This window comes from Chloroflexus islandicus, from assembly GCF_001650695.1.
In the GTDB taxonomy this organism is placed as follows: domain Bacteria; phylum Chloroflexota; class Chloroflexia; order Chloroflexales; family Chloroflexaceae; genus Chloroflexus; species Chloroflexus islandicus.
Map to the genome: position 1 here is coordinate 15,650 of NZ_LWQS01000055.1, position 23,289 is coordinate 38,938.

Below are 23,289 nucleotides of genomic sequence, written 5' to 3' on the forward strand. Positions count from 1 at the left end.
CTCCCTCACCCCCGGCCCCCTCTCTCACCTGACGGCAGGAGCGGGGGAGCTGCCGCATCTTCGCGACCGGCACTGGTTGAGCGGAACGCAGTAGCGCCCCTCTCCCGCGTGGCGGGAGAGGGGAAGGGGGTGAGGGTGAACCGGCGCATTGCAAAGCCATCAATCATATCTGCGCTCATACGTTCTGTCCGCCCTTGCACTCGGCGAGCGGCTATTTAGCCCCTCCCCCGCTGGGGGAGGGGGGATGTGCCCCCACCCCCGACCCCTCCCCCGCTGGGGGAGGGGGGTTGGACTCGTTCTCCCAACGGGGGGCGGCTGGGAGGGGGGCTATTAACCACACTCTCCACGTAGTGTACCATGGCTATGGAACCGTCTCAGGAAGGAGCTGACGTTGTGTTTACTTTCGGACGCGCTTTGGGTAGCGAGCCAACTTTTGCCGCGCATCGCGAATGGCTGGTGACGAATGGGATCGGCGGTTATGCCGCCGGTACGATTGCCGGCACGCTCACGCGCAGTTATCACGGTTTGCTGATTGCCGCGCTCGAACCGCCGCTGGGCCGGGTGCTGACGTTAGCGTCGCTCGATGCGCATGTGAGCTATCTCGGCCAGACCTTCGATCTCACCACCCACCGGCGCACTGGCGAACCGGCCCGAGCTTGCCCGTGGCTCGAACGCTGGCGGCTGGAGGGAACGACGCCGGTGTGGGAGTACGCGCTGGCCGATGCGCTGCTCGAACGGCGAATCTGGATGGCGCCGGGGGCCAACACCACCTACATTCGCTATACCGTCCGGCGCGCCTCGGCTCCGCTCGCCCTCCGGCTCGACGCTTTGGCGACGGCGCGTGACCATCACGCGGTGGCGCAGGTAGGCGACATTCCCTTGCAGGCCGAACCTATCGCCAACGGGTTGCGGATATGGCCGCTAGCCGGCGGACGCCATCTGCGCCTGCTCAGCGATCAGGGAACCTTTACCCCGCTCGGCGGCTGGCTCACCGATCTCTTTTTGGCTACCGAAGCTGAACGCGGGCAAGCGGCGGTCGATAACCTGCGCCGGGTGGGCCGGCTCACCACCACCCTCGCGCCGGGAGAGTCGTTGTTGGTGGTCGCTACCACCGAACCCGCGGCCACCCTTGACAGCGAAACGGCGTGGCAGTTGCGCGCCGATTACGAAGCCGCTTTGGTGCAGCGGATTGACTGGACGGACGACCCATTCGTTTTCCAGCTCGCGCTGGCCGCCGATCAGTTCATCGTCGAGCGGCCCTTGCCCGGCGGGACGCGCGGACGCACCGTTATCGCCGGTTATCCGTGGTTTACCGACTGGGGTCGCGATACAATGATCAGCCTGCCCGGTTTGACCATTCCCACCCGCCGGCCAGAGGTCGCGGCGGAAGTTTTACGTACCTTCGCCCGGTTTGTTGATCGCGGCATGGTTCCCAACCGCTTCCCCGATGAAGGTACAGCGCCTGAATACAACACCGCGGATGCGACCCTCTGGCTGTTTGAAGCGGTGCGCGCCCACCATGCCGCTTTTGCCGGCGACGATCTGCTCGCCGAATTGTTTCCGCTGCTTGAAGAGATCATCGACTGGCACGTGCGCGGTACCCGTGATGGAATCGGGTTGGATCGCGGCGATGGTCTCTTGCGGGCCGGCACGCCGGCTACCCAACTGACGTGGATGGACGTGCGCGTGCAGGGGTGGGTGGTGACGCCGCGCGCTGGCAAGCCGGTTGAGATTAATGCGCTCTGGTATAACGCGTTGCAGAGCATGGCCGGCTTTGCCCAACGGCTGGGTCGCCCATCTGAGCGGTATCAGACGATGGCGGCGGCGGCGCGCGCCGGGTTCAACCGGTTCTGGTACGCGAATGGCCAGTACTTGTACGATGTGATCGACACGCCCAACGGCGTTGATGCGACGCTCCGGCCCAATCAGATCATTGCCGCCAGCCTGATGCACAGTCCGCTCGACCGAGAGCGCCAACAGGCAGTCGTGCGCGCTTGCGGCCAAGCTTTGCTGACCAGCGTTGGCTTGCGCAGCCTTGATCCGGCCCATCCCGACTACGCGCCGCGCTATGCCGGGCCGCTCTTGCAGCGCGACGCCGCCTACCACCAAGGCACGGTCTGGGCATGGCTGCTCGGCCCCTACGCCAGCGCTGTCTACCGGCTCACCGGCGATCGGGCCGCTACCCGCCGGTTGCTAGCGCCGTTGCTCGATCACCTCAGCGATGGCTGCATCGGCACGATCAGCGAAATCTTCGACGGCGATCCGCCCCACCAGCCGCGCGGCTGCTTCGCCCAAGCGTGGAGCGTGGCCGAAGTCTTGCGCGTGTTGTATGAAATGAGGTAGGAGCAGTGCGCCGGGCCAGCTCACTTCCGCCCGCTGACCACAAACAATACCGGGCGAGGGTCGGGTTCGGCGATAGAGCTGGCTACGAACGGCAGCCCGGCATACGCCGCCAGATCGGCGCTATCGATCAACGCCGCCTGCGCCGGTTCAGCGCCGTCGAGCAGATAGGCTTGCGCTTGGGGCGCGGCAAAACCAGCGCCGGCCAGCAAGAGCGTCCACTCATCGGCTAAACCATCAGCGGGAGCAAGCGGCAAGACCGGCGGCAGCGCGGCCAGCAACGCTGGCGGATGGCGGCGCAGGCGCACCCAATACTCGCCCGCCGTCGCGATCAGCAACGTCCCGCCGGGCCGCAACACCCGCCACAACTCGCGCAAGGCCCGTTGCCGGTCGGCAAAGAGTTGCAGTGCGGCCACGCACCAGATCAGATCGACGCAGCTATCGCGCAACGGCAACGCCTCGGCGTCGCCGGCGATGGCGGCCAAGGCCGGCGCTGCCCGCAACGCGGCGGCATCACGGTCAATGCCAATCAGCAGCGCATCAGAGGCGCATCGCGCGCGCAGCCACAGGGTTTTGGAACCATCACCGCAGCCCACGTCAAGCGCAACGCGCGCGCCGGCGGGAGTGGCGGCGAGCAGGGCATGGCGAATGCGCGCCAAGTAGGGTTGATGCAACAGTGGTATCATAAGGCGCGCAGGTAGAGCCGCACGGCGGTGCGGCTCCCCAATATGCCAGCAAAAATCGATGAATGCACGGTTGCAATCCAAGCATAGAGCCGCACGGCGGTGCGGCTCCCCCAATATGCCAGCACCCGAAGGTGCGCAGGTAGAGCCGCACGGCGGTGCGGCTCCCCCAATATGCCGGCACCCAAAGGCGCCAAGGGATTGTATGGTTAATCAAACCTAACCGCATTGCAACCTGCCATCGCTCGGCGGCATTGCGCCTTAGCGGGATACACACGTATGCAGCGACCAATCACCATTGTCCAACTCGCCGCACTGCACGGCCCCAACATCTACCGCCCGCAACCCGGCGTGGTCTTGCGGGCCAGTACTAGCGCCGACCACAGCGAACGACTCCGCAGTGCCATCAAAGGCGGCGCGCTGGCGATCGGGCTAGTCATCGCCCATCTACACGTCACAGCGCAGCCACGATCAGACGATGTGCTGCTGAGCGCCTTCTTCACCACCAACGAGCCGGCAATCGGCGCTGAATTATGCCAGTATGTGATCGACGGCATGAACGCCGAGATCACCGGCGACGAGACGTGGGATCCCGACGAGCCGCTGCTGGCGTTGCGCGACCGCCGCCAAGCGCAGGCGTTGCCGGTCACTGCCCTGCAACTGATCGCCAATGCCCGCCGGCACGACCTGCCGGCCACGGTATTGCCCGATGGACGCTTGCTGCTGGGGTATGGCGAACGAAGCTGGACGGTGACGGTGGCCGATCTACGGGCTGCGCCCGGCCTGCAACCGCCGTGGTCGCAACTAGGCCGCATCCCGATTGTGGCCGTCACCGGCGAACGCTACCGCAGCCACACCGTCGCCGAGCAAGCCAATCGTTACCAAGCCCGCGCACTTGATCACGCAGATCGAGCGGCTGTGCTCGCGGCGCTGGCTGATCCTGCTTGCCCGGCGTTGGTGATCGGATTTGACACCAATAGTCTCTTGCGGGAAGGATTGCCCTTCGACCGCTGCGATCTCGCGGTAATCACCGACCACGCCGGCCCGCGCCCGCCTGCCGCCCTCGACGATGACGAGTGGCTGAAGGCGTTGGGGTTGCCGATGCTGTGCAGCACCGCGCCGGCATTGATCAACCTCACTGATCCGGCGTTGCACGCCTTGTTGAGCTATGCCCCAAATGGAGTGATTGGGTGGGGCGGATACGCGACCGGTGATGAGTAGGAGCCGCCCGGCAAGGCGGCTCCTACCGGGGTTGGCCTACTCGCTAAACCGGTCGGTCACCGCGCCGAGGCTGGCCGAAGAGACCAGTTTGGCATATTTGGCCAACACGCCGCGGGTATAGCGCGGCGGACGCGGTTGCCACGCCGCGCGCCGCCGGGCCAGCTCTTCGTCTGAAACGTTGAGCTGCAAGAGACGGGCATCGGCATCGATCGTGATGCTATCGCCCTCCTCAACTAGCGCGATCGTGCCTCCCACCGCCGCTTCCGGCGCGACGTGACCGACGACCAAGCCGTAGGTGCCGCCCGAGAAGCGACCGTCGGTGATCAAGCCAACGCTGTCGCCCAACCCAGCGCCAATGATCGCCGAGGTTGGCGCTAGCATCTCGCGCATACCGGGGCCGCCCTTCGGCCCTTCATAGCGAATCACGACCACATCACCGGCCTTAATCTTCCCGCTCAAGATCGCCTCAAGGCATTCCTCTTCGGCGTCAAAGACGCGCGCCGGGCCGGTAATGCGGCGCTGCTTGATGCCGGTAATCTTAGCGACGCAACCCTCTTCGGCCAGATTGCCGCGCAAAATGGCCAGATGGCCCTGCTCGTAGATCGGCTGCGAGAACGGCCGGATCACATCCTGATTAGCCGGCGGCTCGTCAGGCACATCGGCCAGCACTTCGGCGATCGTCTGGCCGGTAATCGTCATGCAATCGCCGTGGATAAGGCCAGCGTTGAGCAGCATCTTCATCACCTGCGGCACCCCGCCCACCCGGTGCAGATCAGTAGCCACGTAGCGGCCCGACGGCTTCAGATCGCAGAGCACCGGCACCCGCTGGCGGATGGTCTCGAAATCGTCGATCGTCAGCGGCACATCGGCGGCATGGGCAATCGCCAGCAGATGCAACACCGCGTTGGTCGAACCACCTAGCGCCATAATCACGGCAATCGCATTCTCAAGCGATTTGCGGGTGATCATTTGGCGAGCGGTGCGATTGGCCCGGATTGCTTCCACCAGCACCTCGCCTGAGCGCGCCGCGCTGATCGCCTTCTCTTCGTCTTCGGCGGCCATCGTCGAAGAGCCGGGCAAGCTGAGACCCAACGCTTCAATCGCCGACGACATCGTGTTGGCGGTGTACATACCGCCGCACGAACCGGCGCCGGGGCAAGCGTGGCGCTCGATCTCAAGCAGTTCGTGCTCGTCGATCCGGCCAGCGCTGTATTCACCGACCGCCTCAAACGCGCTGACGATGGTCAAGTCACGGCCTTTGTAATGGCCGGGTTTGATGGTGCCGCCATAGACAAAGATGGCCGGAATATCGAGCCGGGCCATCGCGATCAAAGCGCCGGGCATGTTCTTGTCGCAGCCACCCACCGCAAGAATGCCGTCCATCCGTTGGGCATTGACCACCGTTTCAATCGAATCGGCGATCACCTCACGGCTGACGAGCGAATACTTCATGCCTTCGGTGCCCATCGAGATGCCATCGCTGACGGTAATCGTGCCGAAGATCTGCGGCATGCCGCCGGCGGCGCGAATCGCCTCTTCCGCCCGCGCAGCAAGCGCACCTAACCCCGAATTACACGGGGTCAGCGTACTGTGGCCATTCGCTACTCCCACAATCGGCTTGGTAAAATCGTTGTCGCCAAACCCGACCGCGCGCAACATTGCCCGGTTGGGCGAACGCTGCGGGCCTTCGGTGATCATGCGACTGCGGCGGTTATCGCTCATCGCGAGCCTCCTCAATGCGTCTGAACCGGATACATGGCGTATTGTAACGCGATTTGGATTTGGCGACGCAATATGGGCGGGATGTTTGGTAAAAAACCAGTAGAGCCGCACAGCCGTGCGGCTCTACCCGATGGAAACGCCGGGACAGTTACCCCTATCAATCACCAATATTCGTTGCTTCTTCCCACAACGCTACCGGCGCCTCGCCGCGCCCGACACCCCAGTAGGTAAAGCCAAGGCTGCGCATCTCGCGCGGATCGTAGAGGTTGCGCCCGTCGATCACCACCGGCTGGCGCATATAGCGCTTGATCCGCTCCCAATCCAACTGCTTAAACTCATTCCACTCGGTGACAAGCAACAAGGCATCGGCATCCTTGGCCACATCGTAAGCGGTCGCGGTAAAGGTCACAGTTGGCAACAACTCTTCGGCCCGCGGCATCGCGACCGGGTCGTACGCCTTCACCCGCGCCCCTTTCTTGAGCAACGCATTGATGATATCGACGCTCGGCGCTTCGCGCATGTCGTCGGTGTTGGGCTTAAATGACAAGCCCAACACGCCAATCAGCCGGCCGGTCAGATCGCCCAGCACCGTCTCGACCTTCTTGACAAACCGCTTGCGCGCATCGCTGTTAATATCCATCACTGCCTGCAACAATTGCGGGTGGCAGCCGGCTGAGGCAGCCATGTGGTAAAGCGCCAGCACGTCCTTCGGGAAGCAGGAGCCGCCGTAGCCAACACCGGCTTCGAGGAAGTGGGGGCCAATCCGCTTGTCGGCACCCATCCCGCGCGCCACTTCGCGCACATCAGCGCCGAGCCGCTCGCAGATCTGGGCAATCTCGTTGATGAACGAGATGCGGGTCGCGAGGAACGCATTCGAGGCGTACTTAATCATCTCCGCCGTGCGCAGATCGGTGATAATAATCGGCGCGCCGAGCGTCTCGTGCAGCGCCGCCACCCGCTGCGCCGCTTCGCGATTCTTGGCCCCCAGCACGATCCGGTCGGGCTTGAAAAAGTCGCTCAGCGCACTGCCTTCGCGCAAGAATTCGGGGTTCGAGACCACATCAAACTTGACATCAGGGCCAGCATGCTCAGCGATAATGTTTTCGACCATATCGCCAGTACCGACCGGCACCGTGCTCTTGTCAATAATGATCGAACCTGAGCGCAGATACTTGCCAATACTGCGCGCCGCGGCTTTGACGTAGGTCAGATCGGCAGACCCATCTTCACCCATCGGCGTCCCCACCGTGATGAAAATGAATTCAGCTTCAGGAATGCCGACCGCATAGTCATCGGTAAAGCGCAACCGTCCGGCGCGCATATTCCGCTCCTGCACCTCTTCGAGGCCGGGCTCGAAGATCGGCGATTTGCCGCTGCGCAGCAGTTCGAGCTTGTGCAGATCAATTTCGATGCACGTGACCGAGTGGCCAAGATCGGCGAAACAGACGCCGGTCGTTAGCCCGACATACCCGGTGCCTACCACACAAATGTTCTTCACGATCGTGTCTCCTTACGTCAGCGTGGATAGCAACCCGATCCACTGCGTTTTATTACCGTTGTACGCAATAGGTGTGACATTTCGATGAATAATGCCGCGCCAATGGATAACAAAAGCTCAGAGCGCGATCTCAGTCCCCAAGCCTAATTCATTGGCGCGTTGCAGCGCTAACGCCGCCACCGCGAGATCTTGCACGGCATTGCCAACCGACTTAAAGAGGGTAATCTCATCGGCGGCGGTGCGTCCGGCAACTGTGCCGTTCACCAATTCACCCAACTCACCAATGATATGCTGTTCATCAATGAGGCCGGCGGCGCGCGCTTGGATCAGATCACCGGCCTCGGCCCAAGCGGCGTGGCGCTGATCGACGAAGAGCCGGCTGCGCGCGACCAACGCCGGCGGGATCTCGGCCATATCGGGGCGATAGGCGCCGATGGCGTTGAGGTGGGTGCCGGGTCGCACCAGCTCGGCGGCGAAGAGCGGCGTGGCGCTGCTGGTAGCGGTACAGATCACATCAGCTTCGGCGAGCGGCATGGTTGGATCGGTCGCAATCCGGATATCGCCGCGAAAACCCTCGCCGCGCAGACGCGCAGCAAGGAGGGTTGCCCGATCACGGGTACGGTTGACAATCCAGACATTATTGATCGCGGGCCGCACGGCCAGCACGGCTTGCAATTGCGGCAACGCCTGTGCGCCAGCGCCGAACACCACCAGCGTGCGCGCATCGGGACGGGCCAGCCAGCGGGTCGCCACTCCCGACGCCGCACCGGTGCGCAATGCGGTCAGGTACGTGCCATCAAGCACCGCCAGCGGTCGCCCGCTAGCCGGATCGAAGAGCGTCACCAGCGCGTAAATCGTTGGTTCGGCGCGATACATATTCTGTGGAAAGACTGAGACGGTCTTGAGGCCGAGCGCTGGCGAATCGCCGCCCAGCCGCCCGGGCATAAAGAAGGTTGTCGCGGCATACGCGGGGGTTGCAATGGCGGTACGCAGCGGAATGTCAGCTTCGCCGCGCGCGAGCATGCCAAACGCCTGCTCCACCGCATCAATCGCTGCTGCCATCGGCACGGCCTGCGCGACATCAGCCGCCGAGAGAAATCGCATGCCCACCTCCTCGTTGGTTGTGCGAACCGTCACCGCCTCTTATCATACGACAAAACCGGCACGGATGGGAATCCATGCCGGTTTGGAACACACCATCTTTATTTGGCGCTACCTTGCCTGCCAACGTTACTCCGGCGTCTCAAGCAGACACCTCACCCGGCGCGCTGCACTTACGCCTGCGCCGGCTGGTCACTCTCGGCCTCAGCCGGAGCGGGAGCCGCCTCATTGTCGTTGATCCGGCGCAGCGACAGACCCATCCGCTGGCGCTGGCGATCGAGGCTAATCACGCGAGCGGTGACAATCTGGCCGGGTTGCAACACATCGCGCGGCTGCGTCTGCGGATCGGCGTCAAGCTCGCTGGCGTGGATCAAGCCTTCAACTGCCTCTTCCACCTGCACAAAGGCGCCAAACGGCGTCACATTCGTCACCGGGCCAGTCACCAGTTGGCCGAGCGTATAGCGCTGGTCGATCGTCTCCCACGGGTTGTTCTGCAACTGGCGGATCGACAGACCGATGCGCTCGCGCTCGCGGTCAATCTCGACCACGACCACCTTGACCTCTTGGCCGGGTTGGAGCACCTCACGCGGGTGATTGACCCGCTGCCAGCTCAACTCAGAGATGTGGGCCAAGCCATCGGCGCCGCCCAAATCAATAAACGCGCCGAAGTTGGTGAGCTGGTTGACCCGCCCCACCAGCACATCGCCCGGCTGCAGCTCGGTGAGCAAGCGATGCTTCTGCGCCTTGCGCCACTCTTGGGTTGCCGCCCGCTCAGAGAGCACCAACCGGTTGCGCTCGCGGTCAACCTCGATCACCTTAAGCGGAATCTCCTGATTGACCATCTTTTGCAGCGCCTGCTGCCGCTCATCGGCAGCGGTGCGCCCGTGCAACTGCGCCACCTGCGACGCCGGCACAAAGCCGCGGATGCGGTTGAATTGCACCAACAAACCGCCTTTGTTGAAACCGATCACCTTGCAGCGGGTGATGCCGCCATCGTGGAAGAGCTGCTCGGCTACTTCCCAGTCCTTCGCCACCTGCACCATCGTAAGCGAGAGGATCAAGTCACCGTCGCGGTTTTCCGGCTCTTGCACATACACCTGAACCGTATCGCCAACTTTCAGTGAGTTGATGAAATCATCACCCATTTGGCGCAAATCTTGAGCCGGAATCACGCCTTCACGCTTGGTGCCAATCGAGACCAGAACACCACTCTCTTCGATGTGCATGATCAACCCTTCGCGCAGCTCACCACGCTGGGGGCGGGCATAATCATACTCATCGAGCAACTGGGTCCAATCCAGATCTTCCTCGTTCTGCCGGGTCACAGGGTCGGGCTGGACAGACATGCTACAAAGCCTCCTCAAAGAGATTTAGTTTGTCTCAACTGCCGCGGCGGCGCAAAAAGAGCGCGATCCGGGTCGTGCGGTGGTACACGTCAGGTCGCGCAAAATGCTTTGTATGCAGTTCGCTACGCTGGCGCGAGCCGCCGGCTCCGCAGGCTGGCAAGTGCTCCAAGGCCGTCGTACCGTTCCAGTCGGTGGAGTTGACCGTCGCGGAAGTCGAGACTTGTTTTACAATGGCGGCAATTATAGGCGATGATGGTGAACCTGTCAACATTTTCACAAGCTGGGCAAAGGCTGTTTGCCTTATATTGATGAACGATTCGGGCATGGCATTCATATTTGTGTTTCTGGATGGGGTGGGATTAGCGCCATCTGCACCAACTAATCCGCTGGCGCATGTGCCGATGCCGGCGCTGCACAGGTTGCTCGGCGGGCCGCTTACGAGCGAGCACATTGGCTATCGCGACGAGTTGCTGCTGGCGCCGCTCGATGCGTGCCTAGGGGTGGAAGGACTGCCGCAAAGCGGCACTAACCACGTTGCCCTGCTGGCCGGCGTTAACGCGCCGGCGTTGCACGGGAGGCACCAGCCGCATTTTCCGCCGGTGGCGTTGCGCCCGCTGCTGGCCGAACGCTCGCTCTTCCGGCGCGCGCAGATGCAAGGGCAACGAGTGGCGTTTGCCAATGTCTTCACTGCCGGCTACTGGCAGGCGCTGGCCGAACGCCGGCTGCGCCGCTCGGCGAGTGTGATCGCCGCCGAAGGCGCCGGTCTCTATCTGCGCACGCTCGACGATTTGCGCGCCGGGAATGCACTGAGCTGGGATATTACCGGCGAAGGCTTGGCAGCGCGCGATCCGGCGGCAGCGACCATTGCGCCGATCAGTCCGCTCGCAGCCGGTGAGCGACTGGCGCGCTTGGCAAGCGATTACGATCTGGTCTTTTTCGAGAGCTTCTTGCCCGATCTCGCCGGCCATGGCCGGCTCGGCCCCGACGGCGCTGCCACCGCGCTCACCCGCATCGATGGCTTGCTGGCCGGTTGGCTACGCGCGCGCCGGCCAAGCGACAGCTTGCTGATTACGTCAGATCATGGCAATATCGAACAGGCGGCTACCACCACCCACACTACCGCACCGGCGCCGCTGTTGGTGATCGGGCCGCATGCCGGCTATTTTCGCCATGTGCGCCGGATCGATGAGGTAGCCGATGCGATCTTGGCCGCGTTGGCTCACACCTGATACGAGGAAGCTATGCAACGAAAGATCCGTGTCTTGTTCGTCTGTATGGGCAATATCTGCCGCTCGCCAATGGCTGAAGCCATCTTCCGCCATCTGGTCGAGCAAGCCGGCCTCAGCGATCGGTTTGAAATTGACTCAGCCGGCACCGGCGGCTGGCACGTTGGCGAGCCGCCGCATCCGGGGACGCAGCGGGTGCTGGCCCGCCATAACATCGCGACCGCCGGTATGCGCGCGCGGCAGGTGCGCTCGGCTGATATTGACCAGTTCGATTACATTCTGGTCATGGATCGCGAGAATCTGGCCGATCTAGGCCGCTTTCACCCCAGAGCGCGTGAACGGGCCAAGCTGTTGCTGAGTTTTGCGCCGGAGTTGGGGGTTGATGAAGTGCCCGATCCCTACTACAACGGTCGCTTCGATGAAGTGTACCAGTTGATCGAGACGGCGTGCCGCAATCTGTTGGCCTACATCCGCGAACGCGAGGGGGTGTGACGCTCGATCACAAACACCAGTTCGTTGGGCAACTCGATCACGTGCGGCGACCATCCCTCGGCGGCGGCCAGTGCATCCATATAGCCGCGGTAGGTCGTCGCCATGCCCACATTGCGCCCGCCTAAACTGCGGGTGGGGAAGGAAACGACGAGCCGGGGAGCTTGGATGGCGCGTAGGAGATCGGCGCCGGCCCCGCGCCGTTGCTGTTCGAGCAGCGGGATTGTTTTCAAGACGAGCGCAACATCAGCCGCGACCGGCGGCGGCCCCGCCGCCAAATCGCAGGTATTGGCTTCTCCCTGCACGCCGAGCAGCGGCAGGGCCGCGCGGATAAACCCGCTGAGGGCCATGTCAATGTCGTAAGCGGCGTACCACGTGGTTGGGGGCAACTCCATCCACGGGATGGCGAGCGGATTGAGGCCGCAACCCAGATCGAGCACGCGCTGCGGCGGCTGGCCGCCAAAACAGGCCGGGTAAAGGCGATCTAACGCCGGCAACCGCTCGCGGGTCGAGGCATGGTGAGCCATCAAGCGATGGCAAACCGCTTGGCGGGTTGTTTTGTCCGGCGCTGATTGCAATTCAGCCAGCCACTGCGGGTAGGGCAGAGCACGATCGGCATAGGCGCCGATCATCTGGTGTAATGTCGTTTTGGCGGCTTTAATCGCCGCTTTGAGCGACGGATAACGCTGCAACGACTCGCGCCCCACCCGTTCGATCACGGCAGCATCGATCGTGCGGTAGCGCGCGCTGGCCTGCACGGCGGCAATCAATTCGGCTAGTTGAGAATCACGCTCTGCCATCATGGTCTTTTATCGCAAAGCATTTACCGCAGAGAACGCAGAGGGGTGGTAGAGTGTGTACACTCCTCGTTGTACCCTCTGTGCCTCTGTGCCTCGGTGGTTCATGCGCGAGCGCAGCGGGAGTAGTAGGGAGTGCTCACTCCGCCTACCCCCTCTGTGCCTCTGTGCCTCGGTGGTTCATCTTGCGGCGTACTGTCACGTTCATCACACCTCACCCGGTTGCGCTGCGCTCCTGCCGGATCAATGCCATCACCTGCGCCATAACATGCAAATTGTGGATTGTCGCCAAGCGCAACGCCAGCGTCTCACCCAGCTTATGCAGATGGTGCAGATAGCCAAGGCTGTAGTGGCGGCAGGTAAAACACGTACACCCCGGCGAGATCGGCGTATCAGCCTTGATATGCTTGCGATCGGCGAGGTAGACATAGCTAAACCACTCGCCGGTCAACCGAAAGCCGGGCCGCTGCGGGTCGGCGGTAAAAGCCAGCAAGCGGCCTTGGCGGGCATCGCGGGTCGGCAGCGCGCTATCAAAGATATCGTACCCCATCCGCGCACAGGCCACCACACTCGCCGGATGGCCGACGCCAAGCGCGTGCATGGGAAACTGGGCCGGAATCTGTTCACGGGTAAAGGCCAGAATCTCGCTCAGCAACTGGCCTTGAGCATCGAGCGGCCAGCCACCGAAACCGAAGCCATCAAACCCAATCTCAAGCAACGCCGCCGCGCATTCGGCTCGCAGGGCCAAATCGCCGCCGCCCTGCACCACCGCAAACAGCAACGGCGGCGGCCCGCTCCGCTTCTGTTGCGCCACCTGCCGGTCAAACTCAGTACGGCACCGCCGCGCCCAACGGATCGTCCGCTCGACCGACCGGCGCTGCTCGGCAGGCGAATCATCAACGTGAGTACAATCATCGAGACAGATCACAATATCAGCGCCATAGCTCAGTTGCAGTTGAATGCTTTTTTCAGGAGTCAGTTGAAACCGCCGCTCCGCGCCTTCCGGCTGAAACACCAAACCTTGATCCGAAATCCGGCCTTGCTTGGGATGATTGCGGATCAGCGAATAGGCCTGAAACCCGCCGCTATCAGTCACAATTGGCCTATCCCATGCCGCCATCCGGTGCAACCCGCCGAGCGCAGCGATCGTCGAAGTACCGGGCCGTTGCATCAGGTGGAACACATTCATCACCAATGCCGTTATACCGGCCTCGACCAAATCACGGCTATCAACGGCGCGCACCGTGCCAAAGGTGGCATCGGGCAAAAAAACCGGCAAGGCTAAGGGGCCATGGTTAAGGGTCAGCGATTTAGCCATATTCCTAACAACAATCTAGAGTTGAAATTTAGTATATGATGCGTTATACTGTCGCAGAAGCACACTGAATCTGATTCATTTTTGTACCGGTTTCGCCTGCCGCGTGTGCAGCTATAAGGTAGATGCGCAATCTACTCTTCTCGGCATTGGCGATCATAACCGGGACAAAAACCGAATCAAAGGCAAAAAGCAAGTTTCTACTTGTAGAACGGAGCGACCGATGTCCGACATCACCAAAAACCTGCTCAATGTCGACCTTCGCCAAGGCGTGGTGCCAATCTCGAAGGCGGCATCATCACTCGCCGCGCTGATCAAGCGCTCACAAGCCACCCACCAGCCGATTATCGTCACCCAGAAGGGCTATCCGGCTGGTGTCCTGCTCGACGTTGAACTGTTCACTGCCCTGCGCGAACTGGCCGAGCGCTACGAGGCCGAGCGCAACGGCCACAACAACAACGCCGAGTAAACCGCTGCCGGCATATTACCACACGCGAGCGCAGCCGGATCAACCAACGGCTGCGCTCCGTTGTTCGGCCACGTTGCACAGCGCATCGCCACTGCCGGGCCGACACCGCCAAGTTGCAGCGCAAACGCCAACACTTCTCTAACATGCTTATCGGCAGCATGTTTCGCATTAGAAAGCGATAAAACCCGCTTCGCCGCTCGCTTGACCAACCACTTGCACGTTTTGCCGACCTGTGCTATACTCTCAGCCGAAGTCAATCCCCAATAGCTCAACGGTAGAGCAGCTGACTGTTAATCAGCGGGTTCCTGGTTCGAATCCAGGTTGGGGAGCCAAACATCACAATAGTAAACACCCGGCGGGCAATGCCGGGTGTTTTCGTTTGGGTATGATAAGCCGCGCCGCCGCGGGTAGGGTGATGGCCAAGGCTTAGCCGGTTGTTGATCCCAGTCGCTTAGTCACGTAGCAGAAGTGAAGTATGAACATTCGCGTGACGCTACACTGGCAAGCTCACCGACGCGGGCAATAAAGTCGTGGGCAGGTCGGCTTGATGCATACTACCACCACCACTGCGAACAGCTCGGATCGCTGCCAAGTAACCTTAGTGCGTGCTTCGCTCGCAGCACCCGCCGAAAAGGTGCGTTTCTGGATCGCAAATGCCCCAACGCGGAATGCAGCGACCATCATTTCGCTATCTGACCTTCACTTCAGATGGGATTGTGAGCCGCTTTTCGCCGAGCAGCATATCACGATTGGAGATACCCAGCGCCCTATTCAATGACTGGCGGAGACCAGTTGACACCTCTTTACATGGGATAGAGAATGATCTATACTCATCGCAGTTCTGCGCAACGTGTACAAAAGATACGGTTGCGTCGCACGTACGTTACAGGCGAGCAGGCGTCCATCTCACATAGCACAGCTAGGTATAGGCGGACGAATGGTCTCGACCGTCGCATAGAGCGGGAATAGTTACCCGTGTCATATAGTGGCCGATACTGGCCTCGGCAGAGGAGGTCGGTCTAATTCAGATTGGGTAGCGCAAACAAAGCTCAGCACTATACTCTTATCAAGATAAAGAGCGTCAACTTGTGGGACAAAATCCAGTGAGAGACCTAAGAGAATGGGATGAAGAATACCTGCTAAATCTTCCCATAGGTGAATTCGACTGGCTCGAAGTAAAAAGCAGGCGTGCATTAGACCTGACCTTGCCCAATGTCCACGAGTCAGACTTGCGAGAGAACCTATCAAAAGCCATCTCCGCATTTGCTAATAGCGGTGGTGGTGTAATTGTGTTTGGCCTCAGCAATCCTCGCAATAATTGGCAAGTAGATGATGGAGGTATTGATATTGCTATGAAGAGACCGAGCACTCGCGAACGGCTCGAAGATATAATTCCCACATTGGTTGATCTGCCCTTATCCTCCTTCAATGTCTACGTTGTTCAAAGCAAAAGCAACACCTCACAAATAGCCGCAGGAAGAGGTGTATTCATTGTTGAGATATCAGATAGCAGCCAAGCCCCGCATCAGGCAACGGACAATAAGATACTATGCACGTATCGGAGGAAAATCTCGTCCTATTGGCCATCGGTTGGTAGCAGACATTTTTGGACGACGTCAACATCCTAGCATACAACTTGAGTTCAGCATCGAAGCAAGTATTTATATTGATAAGGCGTCATTTCCAACAATAAGTTTTCCCATTTTAGGGCAAGCCCCACGTGAGGAGCCGAAAAGAAAGCCTAAGTTTGAATTGGCTATTAGAGCTAGAAATACAGGTCGCGTTTTCGCCCAATATGTGAATAGCTTCGTATATGTTCCTGTTGAGCTTATACCAGAATATGAACGCGAATTCAACTACAGTGAAAATGACATTGAAGAAGTAGATGGAATTAAGCATGTAGTATGGTCTAAGCGTAATATACAAAGAGACATCGTGAAAACAGCAGCATTCGGCGTTCACCAATATGGTTCATCATGGTTCGACCCCATCTTACCCGGTCTATCATATACTTGGAAGTGGAAATTAACAGAGAGCTTCGATAAAAACAAATTTGGTAATATGAAAATTATTTGGGAAGTATATGCAGATAACGCACCCAAAAAGACCGGTAGCATTCTGATTCGAGAGATTGATATTATCACCAAAGCAGAGAAACCCTGATTCGGGCTGGCGGTCTGACACCATGTCTAGTTAGCATGCTCTACTCGCTGCGCTCGTTTCGCGTGCGACTGGTACCCAAAGCTAGACGGCGCTGCATCATTTGAGCATTAGGTGGTTTGAGTGTTGAGCAGAAACGGTGAAACCCATCTCAAAACCTTACTCGCAATAATGCAACCTGTCCTGCGAGTTGCCCTTATGTTTTCTGCTCGATGAGCTGGCATACTTTCGACTTGGATGAACTTGAAGAATTGAGACAAGCATAGCGAGCTGAAATATGCCACCCAACTAGCTTATGTACTTACAGACTTCGTCTCGCTATGCTCGGCTACCTGCAAGTGATGCGCGAACCGTTATGACATTGTGATTAGAAGGAGTCTTCTAAACACAAGCAGAATTGGCGACCAAGAATCGCCAGAAATAGGCAAGCAATATGCTCACACACAAACCTCTTGAGCCAAAGCTCCACCTCATCATTATGGGGAATAGGAATGTCAATACTTTTGCCAATACACTCCGCGCAGTTATCAAACAATGGGGAGCAAAATCAATTTACGCAATACACTTAATCCGCCCCAAATCCGAAAACGAGACACCAGACTGGCGCGGACTTTGTAACACCCTCCTCGGAGGAGCATATGAGTACCACGAGTATCCTATTACTGATGCGACAAACCTAGCAACTACGCTCCCCAGCATGCTGAGTCAAATTTTGGCGAAGGAAAAAACGAACAAATCCATAATCGTTGATTTAACAAATGGCACTAAAACGTGGTGCAATTTTGTCTATTTAGTCTGTACCTTAATGCAAATTTCTAATATATTTCGCGTCCAAGTACCAAAAGAGGAGTTCATGCTCCCATATAACCAAGTTAACCTTGAAGCAATCCAAGTACAACTCGAACCGATACCCAACACAAGCGATTTACAACGACTCATTCGTTCAACTTATTCTGAATACATATATTACCTTCAAGAAGTTACAACTTTCATAGAGTGGGCAAAAACTGACTCCCTAATTCAACTAGACTTCGCGAAGTTATATGAACGACTCCTGAAAGCATTTGAGCACTATATGAGAGGAGATTTTGATGCGTGCATTGTTTCTGCTGCAACAATCTTGGAAGAAATCTTGGATGAAACTCTCCGGCTCTTGGCATCGCGATTTGGCTCCCTGTGGATGGCACTTATCAATAACAACTCGCCTCAAAACTCCTTGGGAAGCAAAGCGCATACGCTAGGACAAGCATGTACACGCGTGAATCAACTAATTTCTGGCATACAAAATGGATTTACACAATCAATCGAAGGAAGAACGTTGAGAACACTAAAAGAAACTTTTGATTTCGCTCCACTTATTTCTGTTGGAATGCATTGTCAATCTCTGGCAATGATTCGCAATTATTCAGGGCATGGCAACCGCTATAGTTCAGCCCTGCAAAATGAAGTAGACGCACGCCAAATGCTACATGGAGTTCTCTACATACTCGGAAAGATACGTGCCTGTACACTGTTTAGAGGAAACTGACAATGATCTACGTATCCGTCGACGGCGATGATATTGGTCGGTTGCTTACTCAAAAGATTTATCAAGCGAACAATGACGATGAGGTTCGCGCATTCAGTGAGTTAGTGACAACTACGTTTCAAGCTGTAGCCGCGTGGGTAATTCAAAATCAAGGCGAGGTGCTCTTCTGTACAGGTGATAGTATCTTCTTCAAAATCTCTGAACATCTTGTTGACAATGCATTACGGCATTTTGAGCTAGACCACTTTACGATATCCGTCGGAATAGGAGAAACTAGGAAGGAAGCACACTGGGCGTTGAATATAGCAAAATCTCTGGGTAAGGCAAGGATAGTAAACTTTAACGAAGTCAGACGTGATATATTCGGGAAAGTAGACTGAAAACGCATGAGAGAAAATACACTCACTACGACACTAGCGGTACAAATGGCAATTGGTGGCAAATGCTGAAATTCATCCGCCATTGTGCAATGGTGTAGCGTTTACCTATTGCGTTCAGAAAGCATTACCTTCGAAAAGCAAAAGGCGGCCTAACATCTCACTCCAGCCGAACGCTCTGGTCGCTTTGCACCCTTTGCCCCGCGTTAGGTTGAACGGCAAGCCATTAGGCAGCTCATGTTCAAAAGAGATGATCCTTTGAACTACTAGACGATTGTAACCAACATCATAGAAGTTCTTCAAGCGGCGCAGAGCATGCCCAAACGGCCAGTGGCCAGTCAGGGTCACTGACTCCGTAGGCATTTGCAACCGGCGTGCTAACCAGTGCTATGCACCGGTTGGTTTTTGGTATCATATCAGCCAGCCTGACCGGTTGGGCCATTGTAGAGCCGCACAGCCGTGCGACTCTCCGCGGTTGTTCACCCTGTGATAGACAGGAAGATGCCATGCACCCTGACGAATTTCGCCGCCTTGGGTATCAAATCATTGACCTGATCGCCGATTACCGCGCCACCATCGCCAGCCGTCCGGTCTGGTCGCAGGCCCGTCCCGGCGAGATGCGCAGCCAGTTGCCGGCCACCCCTCCCGAACACCCCGAACCGCCGGAGGCGATTTTGGCCGATGTTGAGCAGATTATGATGCCGCGCCTCTCGAATTGGCAGCACCCGCGCTTTTTCGGCTACTTCCCGGCTAATGCCAGCTTGGCCTCGCTGTTGGGAGATATGCTGAGCGGCGGGTTGGGCCAGTTGGGATTGAATTGGCAGGCCAGCCCGCCCCTCACCGAGTTGGAAGAGCTGACGACCGATTGGATGCGGCAGTTGTTGGGGTTGAGCGAGGCGTGGCGCGGGGTGATTCAAGATACGGCTAGCACCAGCACCTTGGTGGCGCTGCTCTGCGCCCGCGAACGGGCCAGCGACCATAGCCAAGTGCGCGGCGGCTTGCAGGCGCTGCCGCAGCCGCTGGTGGTCTATACCTCGACCCAGAGCCACAGTTCGGTGGAGAAGGCGGCGTTGCTGGCCGGTTTTGGCCGCGATAATCTTCGCCTGTTGCCGGTAGACGAAACCTTTGCCCTACGGGTCGATGCGCTCGAAGCCGCGATCGCCGCTGACCGCGCCGCCGGCAGAGTGCCGTGCGCCGTCGTCGCTAGTATTGGCGCCACCGCGACCACCGCCTGCGATCCGCTCGAACCGATCGGCGCGATTTGCCGGCGCGAAGGGATTTGGCTGCACGTCGATGCGGCGATGGCTGGCTCGGCGATGATCTTGCCCGAATGCCGCCCGCTCTGGCAGGGGATCGAGCAGGCTGATAGCTTGGTGCTGAACCCGCATAAGTGGCTGGGAGCGGCGTTCGATTGTTCACTCTACTACGTGCGCGACCCGCAGCATCTTATTAGAGTTATGTCAACCAATCCCAGCTATCTGCAAACCAGCGCCGACGGTGCAGTGACCAACTATCGCGACTGGGGCATCCCGCTGGGCCGGCGCTTCCGCGCGCTCAAGCTCTACTTTCTGCTGCGCTGCGAAGGGGCCGAGGGCCTGCGCACCCGTCTGCGCCGTGATCTCGCCAATGCCCGCTGGCTGGCTGAGCAGATCGACGCGACGCCGCACTGGCGAAGACTAGCGCCGGTACCGCTGCAGACTGTCTGTGTCCGCCACGAGCCGCCGGGCCTGAGCGGCGAAGACCTCGACCGCCATACCCTGCGCTGGGTGGGTGCGATCAACGCCAGCGGCGCGGCCTATTTGACGCCGGCTATTCTCGATGGCCGTTGGATGGCGCGGATTAGCATCGGCGCCGAGCCGACCGAGCACGCTGATGTGGCTGCGCTGTGGGAGCTGATGCAAGCCACAGCAGGGAGGGAGTAGGGAATAGGGAGTAGGGAGTAGGGAATAGGGAGTAGGGAATAGGGAGTGGGGAGTAGGATGTTCGCCACTCACTACTTCCCCACTCCCTGTCTCCCTATTTCCCGACCCGGCTCCGCCATGCGTTCAGATCATAGACGGCCAGCGCATTGGTGAAGACCTCGACCGTCTTGTCGTCTATGGTTGTCACCGAGACGAAATAGGGCACTCCATCGGCCACCCACGCCATCGTTACCAAACCGGGGTCGATCACCTTCACCCCGCGCGCACCGCGCAGCAGATAGGGCTTCACCCGATCACTCCCCGCCACCGGCTGGTTCTGTTCCCACACCGTGCGGGCCGGCGCGCCGCCGCCGATGGTGATGGTCGCCGTGCCGCCGCGCGGACGGATGGCGACCAGAAAGCCCTGCTCATCAGCCACCGGCGCCGGTTCGGGCAAGACATCGTATTCATCGGCAAAGGTGGGCGGGAGGAGGTATTGCACTTGTACCGGCGCACCGGCAGGGGCCAGCGTTGGTTCGGGAATGAAGGACTGGCCACAGCCGGCGAGGATCACGATAAGCGTTAGCAAGAACATTCGTTGGCGCATACAACGTCATTCTAGGTTTGGGCAAGAGAACGAAACTGGCGGCAGTCTCACTGCCACCGGCCATGATACCGCAATGCAATGTGAGGTCGAGCAGGCGCTTGGGGCGAGAGGGGTTAACACGTGCTTAAGATCTGTTGACTATCTTGCGCACGGGTTGCACCCGCTCAGGCATGCCTTCCGCTGAAGTAGGGGATTGCTTCGGGGGCTACGCCCCCTCGCAATGACAGATGGGTGGCGCCCTCGCAATGACAACAGGCAAGCGGGCGATGGTTCGCGTCCATCTCTCGCTCCTCTTTCGATGAGGGATTGTGCCCCCACCCCTTGCCCCTCCCCCGCTGGGGGAGGGGAACGCACCCTCACCCCCAGCCCCGCTCCCACTGGCGCGGGAGCGGGGCGCTGCTGCGTTCCACGAGAGCACTGTCGTTATTGCCCACCAAGCAGCTCCCCCTCTCCCGCCGTTAGGTGGGAGAGGGGGTTGGGGGGTGAGGGCCAGCAGCCCGCGCAGCGGGCTTCGTAACCGTAGCCCGGCCCTTCAGGGCCGGGTTCCCTGCACAGCGGTAAGCGCCTATGCTCGATCAGACGTGCTGTCTGCACCGCAACCGCTGAAGCAGGGGATTGCTTCGGTCGGGCGGCATCCAGCATAGCTGGATGCCGCCGCCCCCTCGCAATGACAGATGGGTGGCGACCACCCCGCTCCCCGCTTGTCATTGCGAGCCGAGCGGAGCGCGGCGAAGCCATCTCCTCCGAGCACGGGTTGTACCCGCTCAGGCATGCCTTCCGCCGAAGCAGGGGATTGCTTCGGGCGCTGCGCGCCCTCGCAATGACAGATGGGTGGCTCCCTCGCAATGACATTAGGACTACCCCCGCAATGACAGCAGGGACAGAACACATCCCAAACGCAAACGAGCGCCGGGCACCCAGCGCGGCCAAGCGCGCTGCGTCCTCGGCGCTCGCTGCGGTCAACGACACCCTACAAATGGATCGGCGCGCCATGCACTAAGGCATGCGCCGCTTCGCCGATCGCTTCGTAGAGCGTCGGGTGGGCATGGATGGTCTGCATCATGCTCTCGCCAGTGGCTTCGTGGCTGAGGGCGATGCCGCCTTCGGCGATCATTTCGGTGACACGCGGGCCGATCATGTGAACGCCCAAGATTTCACCGTATTGAGCTTCGGCGACCAGCTTCACGAAGCCGAAACGGGTCTGGCCGAGCACGCGGGCCTTGCCGTTGGCCGAGAAGGGGAACTTGCCGACTTTGACCTGATAGCCGCGTTCGCGGGCTTTGGCTTCGGTCAAGCCGACGCTGGCGATTTCGGGATTGCAGTAGGTGCAGGCCGCGATCTTGCCGTAGTCGATGGGGGTGACGTGGTGGCCGGCCATGTGCTCGACGGCCAGAATGCCTTCGGCGCTGGCCTTGTGCGCCAGCCATGGCGTGTTGGCGGTGCAGTCGCCGATTGCGTAGACCCCCTCGGCGCTGGTGCGCAGGAAGCCGTCGGTCTCGATGAAGCCGCGGCTGTTGACCTTGACACCCACCTCTTCGAGGCCGATGTTCTCGGTGTTGGGGGCGATGCCGATCGAGACCAGCAGTTTCTCGACCGCGATCTGCTGCGGTTTGCCAGCGCTATCGAGCACCGTTACCACCACCTGCTCGCCACCGGCATCAATGCTCTCGACTTTGGCGCCGGCCAGCGTCTTGATCCCGCGGCGCTGGAAGGCTTTGGCTAACTCGGCGCTGACCTCTTCGTCTTCGTTGGGCACAATCCGCGGCAGCGCTTCGACCACCGTCACTTCGCTGCCGAACGAGCGGAACATCGAGGCGAACTCAACCCCGATTGCGCCGGCGCCAATCGCCAACAAGCTGCGCGGCGGCGCCTTTAGGTTGAGCATATCGGTCGAAGAGAGCACTCGCTCGCCGTCGAACGGCACGCCGGGGAAGGGCCGCGGACGACCGCCGGTGGCGACGATGATCTGCTTGCCCACCAGCACGCGCTCGCCGCCTTCGTTCAACTGCACATGCACTTGGCCGCGGCCAATTAACCGGCCCCGGCCCGCCACTACCTCGATCTTGTTCTTCTTCATCAAAAAGGCGACGCCGTCGGTGCTCTGCTTGACCACCGTATCTTTGTGCTTCATCGCGCCGGCTAGCTCGAAGCCAATGTTCTCAACCATCACGCCAAACCGCTTGGCTTCTTTCACCTCTTCGAGCAGATCGGCGCTATGGAGCAACGCTTTGGTTGGGATGCAGCCGATATTCAGACACACGCCGCCGAGCGCATTGACCTCGACAATCGCCGTCTTCATGCCGAGTTGGGCGGCGCGGATGGCAGCGACGTAGCCGCCCGGCCCTGATCCTAGCACGACCAGATCGTACACTTGCTCGCTCACGGAACAATCCTTTCGTTTCTGGCAGCGGCGGCGCGAACCCGGCCCGCGCCGCCGAAATCACCGCATTGCAATGATAGGCAAAATGATAAACGCAGTGGCGCTCAGGCGCAATGGGTGTGGGGAATA

General features: G+C 59.6%; 20 protein-coding genes and 1 tRNA gene. 11 read left to right on the top strand and 10 right to left on the bottom strand.

The annotated features are described in order from the left end of the window. The first annotated feature begins 393 nt into the window (after positions 1–393). Positions 394–2,343 (top strand): amylo-alpha-1,6-glucosidase, encoded by a 1,950-nt coding sequence (locus A6A03_RS10540; protein ID WP_216636347.1) that lies wholly within the window; start codon positions 394–396, stop codon positions 2,341–2,343. 20 nt (positions 2,344–2,363) lie between these two features. On the opposite strand, the gene A6A03_RS10545 is transcribed toward A6A03_RS10540, so the two are convergent. Next, positions 2,364–3,026, bottom strand: coding sequence for a class I SAM-dependent methyltransferase (locus A6A03_RS10545; protein WP_066787627.1), 663 nt, complete (start codon positions 3,024–3,026; stop codon positions 2,364–2,366). Between the two features lie 276 nt (positions 3,027–3,302). On the opposite strand from A6A03_RS10545, the gene A6A03_RS10550 reads away from it, so the two are divergent. Continuing rightward, positions 3,303–4,244: a DUF4938 domain-containing protein gene (locus tag A6A03_RS10550; protein WP_066787629.1), complete on the top strand. Its 942-nt coding sequence runs from the start codon at positions 3,303–3,305 to the stop codon at positions 4,242–4,244. Between the two features lie 36 nt (positions 4,245–4,280). Here the strand turns inward: A6A03_RS10550 and ilvD are convergent, their stop codons facing one another. The 5 genes from ilvD to A6A03_RS20375 all read right to left on the bottom strand — a co-directional run bounded on the left by ilvD (position 4,281) and on the right by A6A03_RS20375 (position 10,245). Continuing rightward, positions 4,281–5,966 carry a dihydroxy-acid dehydratase gene (gene ilvD / locus A6A03_RS10555; RefSeq protein ID WP_066787632.1) on the bottom strand — a complete coding sequence of 562 codons (1,686 nt, stop codon included), beginning with the start codon at positions 5,964–5,966 and terminating at the stop codon, positions 4,281–4,283. A 157-nt stretch (positions 5,967–6,123) separates the two neighbouring features. Next, positions 6,124–7,464, bottom strand: coding sequence for a UDP-glucose dehydrogenase family protein (locus A6A03_RS10560; RefSeq protein WP_066787633.1), 1,341 nt, complete (start codon positions 7,462–7,464; stop codon positions 6,124–6,126). 117 nt (positions 7,465–7,581) lie between these two features. Then, on the bottom strand, positions 7,582–8,568 hold the full coding sequence (locus tag A6A03_RS10565; protein WP_066787635.1) for an ornithine cyclodeaminase family protein: 987 nt from the start codon (positions 8,566–8,568) through the stop codon (positions 7,582–7,584). Between the two features lie 170 nt (positions 8,569–8,738). Then, entirely contained in the window at positions 8,739–9,911 is a 1,173-nt protein-coding gene (locus A6A03_RS10570; RefSeq protein WP_066787637.1) for a 30S ribosomal protein S1, read from the bottom strand. Positions 9,912–9,945: 34 nt separating this feature from the next. Then, positions 9,946–10,245 (bottom strand): hypothetical protein, encoded by a 300-nt coding sequence (locus A6A03_RS20375; protein ID WP_156525318.1) that lies wholly within the window; start codon positions 10,243–10,245, stop codon positions 9,946–9,948. Between A6A03_RS20375 and A6A03_RS10575 the strand changes: the two genes are divergently transcribed. Continuing rightward, the gene (locus A6A03_RS10575; RefSeq protein ID WP_066787639.1) at positions 10,235–11,140 is read left to right on the top strand and encodes a metalloenzyme; all 906 of its coding nucleotides are present in this window, start codon (positions 10,235–10,237) and stop codon (positions 11,138–11,140) included. The genes A6A03_RS20375 and A6A03_RS10575 overlap by 11 nt on opposite strands. Before the next feature lie 12 nt (positions 11,141–11,152). After that, complete coding sequence (locus A6A03_RS10580) at positions 11,153–11,629, top strand: low molecular weight protein-tyrosine-phosphatase (RefSeq protein ID WP_066787644.1); 477 nt, start codon at positions 11,153–11,155, stop codon at positions 11,627–11,629. Here A6A03_RS10580 and A6A03_RS10585 read toward each other — a convergent pair. Together A6A03_RS10585 and A6A03_RS10590 are read right to left on the bottom strand one after the other, a co-directional pair. Beyond that, on the bottom strand, positions 11,602–12,426 hold the full coding sequence (locus tag A6A03_RS10585; RefSeq protein ID WP_066787688.1) for a class I SAM-dependent methyltransferase: 825 nt from the start codon (positions 12,424–12,426) through the stop codon (positions 11,602–11,604). The two genes, A6A03_RS10580 and A6A03_RS10585, sit on opposite strands and share 28 nt — an antisense overlap. A 211-nt stretch (positions 12,427–12,637) precedes the next feature. Continuing rightward, on the bottom strand, positions 12,638–13,741 hold the full coding sequence (locus tag A6A03_RS10590) for a tRNA-ribosyltransferase family protein (RefSeq protein WP_066787646.1): 1,104 nt from the start codon (positions 13,739–13,741) through the stop codon (positions 12,638–12,640). Between the two features lie 220 nt (positions 13,742–13,961). Here A6A03_RS10590 and A6A03_RS10595 point away from each other — a divergent pair, with 220 nt between their 5' ends. The 7 genes from A6A03_RS10595 to A6A03_RS10615 all read left to right on the top strand — a co-directional run bounded on the left by A6A03_RS10595 (position 13,962) and on the right by A6A03_RS10615 (position 20,194). Next, entirely contained in the window at positions 13,962–14,207 is a 246-nt protein-coding gene (locus A6A03_RS10595; protein ID WP_066787648.1) for a type II toxin-antitoxin system Phd/YefM family antitoxin, read from the top strand. A 257-nt stretch (positions 14,208–14,464) separates the two neighbouring features. Beyond that, positions 14,465–14,539: transfer RNA gene (locus tag A6A03_RS10600), tRNA-Asn, on the top strand. A gap of 771 nt (positions 14,540–15,310) precedes the next feature. Further along, a complete protein-coding gene (locus tag A6A03_RS21090; protein WP_076798246.1) occupies positions 15,311–15,835 on the top strand; it encodes an AlbA family DNA-binding domain-containing protein in 525 nt (174 codons plus the stop codon). Next, positions 15,798–16,370: a cupredoxin domain-containing protein gene (locus A6A03_RS20380; RefSeq protein WP_156525319.1), complete on the top strand. Its 573-nt coding sequence runs from the start codon at positions 15,798–15,800 to the stop codon at positions 16,368–16,370. The genes A6A03_RS21090 and A6A03_RS20380 overlap by 38 nt, the downstream gene beginning before the upstream one ends. A 430-nt stretch (positions 16,371–16,800) precedes the next feature. After that, positions 16,801–17,895 (top strand): hypothetical protein, encoded by a 1,095-nt coding sequence (locus tag A6A03_RS20385; RefSeq protein ID WP_156525320.1) that lies wholly within the window; start codon positions 16,801–16,803, stop codon positions 17,893–17,895. Between the two features lie 2 nt (positions 17,896–17,897). Continuing rightward, entirely contained in the window at positions 17,898–18,275 is a 378-nt protein-coding gene (locus tag A6A03_RS10610; RefSeq protein WP_066787658.1) for a mCpol domain-containing protein, read from the top strand. Positions 18,276–18,778: 503 nt separating this feature from the next. Further along, positions 18,779–20,194: a pyridoxal phosphate-dependent decarboxylase family protein gene (locus tag A6A03_RS10615; protein ID WP_066787660.1), complete on the top strand. Its 1,416-nt coding sequence runs from the start codon at positions 18,779–18,781 to the stop codon at positions 20,192–20,194. Between the two features lie 94 nt (positions 20,195–20,288). Here A6A03_RS10615 and A6A03_RS10620 read toward each other — a convergent pair whose 3' ends face one another. Together A6A03_RS10620 and lpdA are read right to left on the bottom strand one after the other, a co-directional pair. Beyond that, a complete protein-coding gene (locus A6A03_RS10620; RefSeq protein WP_066787661.1) occupies positions 20,289–20,780 on the bottom strand; it encodes a hypothetical protein in 492 nt (163 codons plus the stop codon). A 970-nt stretch (positions 20,781–21,750) separates the two neighbouring features. Then, the gene (gene lpdA, locus A6A03_RS10625) at positions 21,751–23,163 is read right to left on the bottom strand and encodes a dihydrolipoyl dehydrogenase (protein WP_066787662.1); all 1,413 of its coding nucleotides are present in this window, start codon (positions 23,161–23,163) and stop codon (positions 21,751–21,753) included. Positions 23,164–23,289 lie beyond the last annotated feature (126 nt).

Bases quoted from the DNA above. Each gene is read 5' to 3' on its own strand.
- A6A03_RS10545 (WP_066787627.1), bottom strand. From the start codon at position 3,026: ATGATACCACTGTTGCATCAACCCTACTTGGCGCGCATTCGCCATGCC.
- A6A03_RS10550 (WP_066787629.1), top strand. From the start codon at position 3,303: ATGCAGCGACCAATCACCATTGTCCAACTCGCCGCACTGCACGGCCCC.
- ilvD (WP_066787632.1), bottom strand. From the start codon at position 5,966: ATGAGCGATAACCGCCGCAGTCGCATGATCACCGAAGGCCCGCAGCGT.
- A6A03_RS10565 (WP_066787635.1), bottom strand. From the start codon at position 8,568: ATGCGATTTCTCTCGGCGGCTGATGTCGCGCAGGCCGTGCCGATGGCA.
- A6A03_RS10570 (WP_066787637.1), bottom strand. From the start codon at position 9,911: ATGTCTGTCCAGCCCGACCCTGTGACCCGGCAGAACGAGGAAGATCTG.
- A6A03_RS10575 (WP_066787639.1), top strand. From the start codon at position 10,235: ATGGCATTCATATTTGTGTTTCTGGATGGGGTGGGATTAGCGCCATCT.
- A6A03_RS20375 (WP_156525318.1), bottom strand. From the start codon at position 10,245: ATGAATGCCATGCCCGAATCGTTCATCAATATAAGGCAAACAGCCTTT.
- A6A03_RS10580 (WP_066787644.1), top strand. From the start codon at position 11,153: ATGCAACGAAAGATCCGTGTCTTGTTCGTCTGTATGGGCAATATCTGC.
- A6A03_RS10585 (WP_066787688.1), bottom strand. From the start codon at position 12,426: ATGGCAGAGCGTGATTCTCAACTAGCCGAATTGATTGCCGCCGTGCAG.
- A6A03_RS10590 (WP_066787646.1), bottom strand. From the start codon at position 13,741: ATGGCTAAATCGCTGACCCTTAACCATGGCCCCTTAGCCTTGCCGGTT.
- A6A03_RS10595 (WP_066787648.1), top strand. From the start codon at position 13,962: ATGTCCGACATCACCAAAAACCTGCTCAATGTCGACCTTCGCCAAGGC.
- A6A03_RS20385 (WP_156525320.1), top strand. From the start codon at position 16,801: ATGCTCACACACAAACCTCTTGAGCCAAAGCTCCACCTCATCATTATG.
- A6A03_RS10610 (WP_066787658.1), top strand. From the start codon at position 17,898: ATGATCTACGTATCCGTCGACGGCGATGATATTGGTCGGTTGCTTACT.
- A6A03_RS10615 (WP_066787660.1), top strand. From the start codon at position 18,779: ATGCACCCTGACGAATTTCGCCGCCTTGGGTATCAAATCATTGACCTG.
- A6A03_RS10620 (WP_066787661.1), bottom strand. From the start codon at position 20,780: ATGCGCCAACGAATGTTCTTGCTAACGCTTATCGTGATCCTCGCCGGC.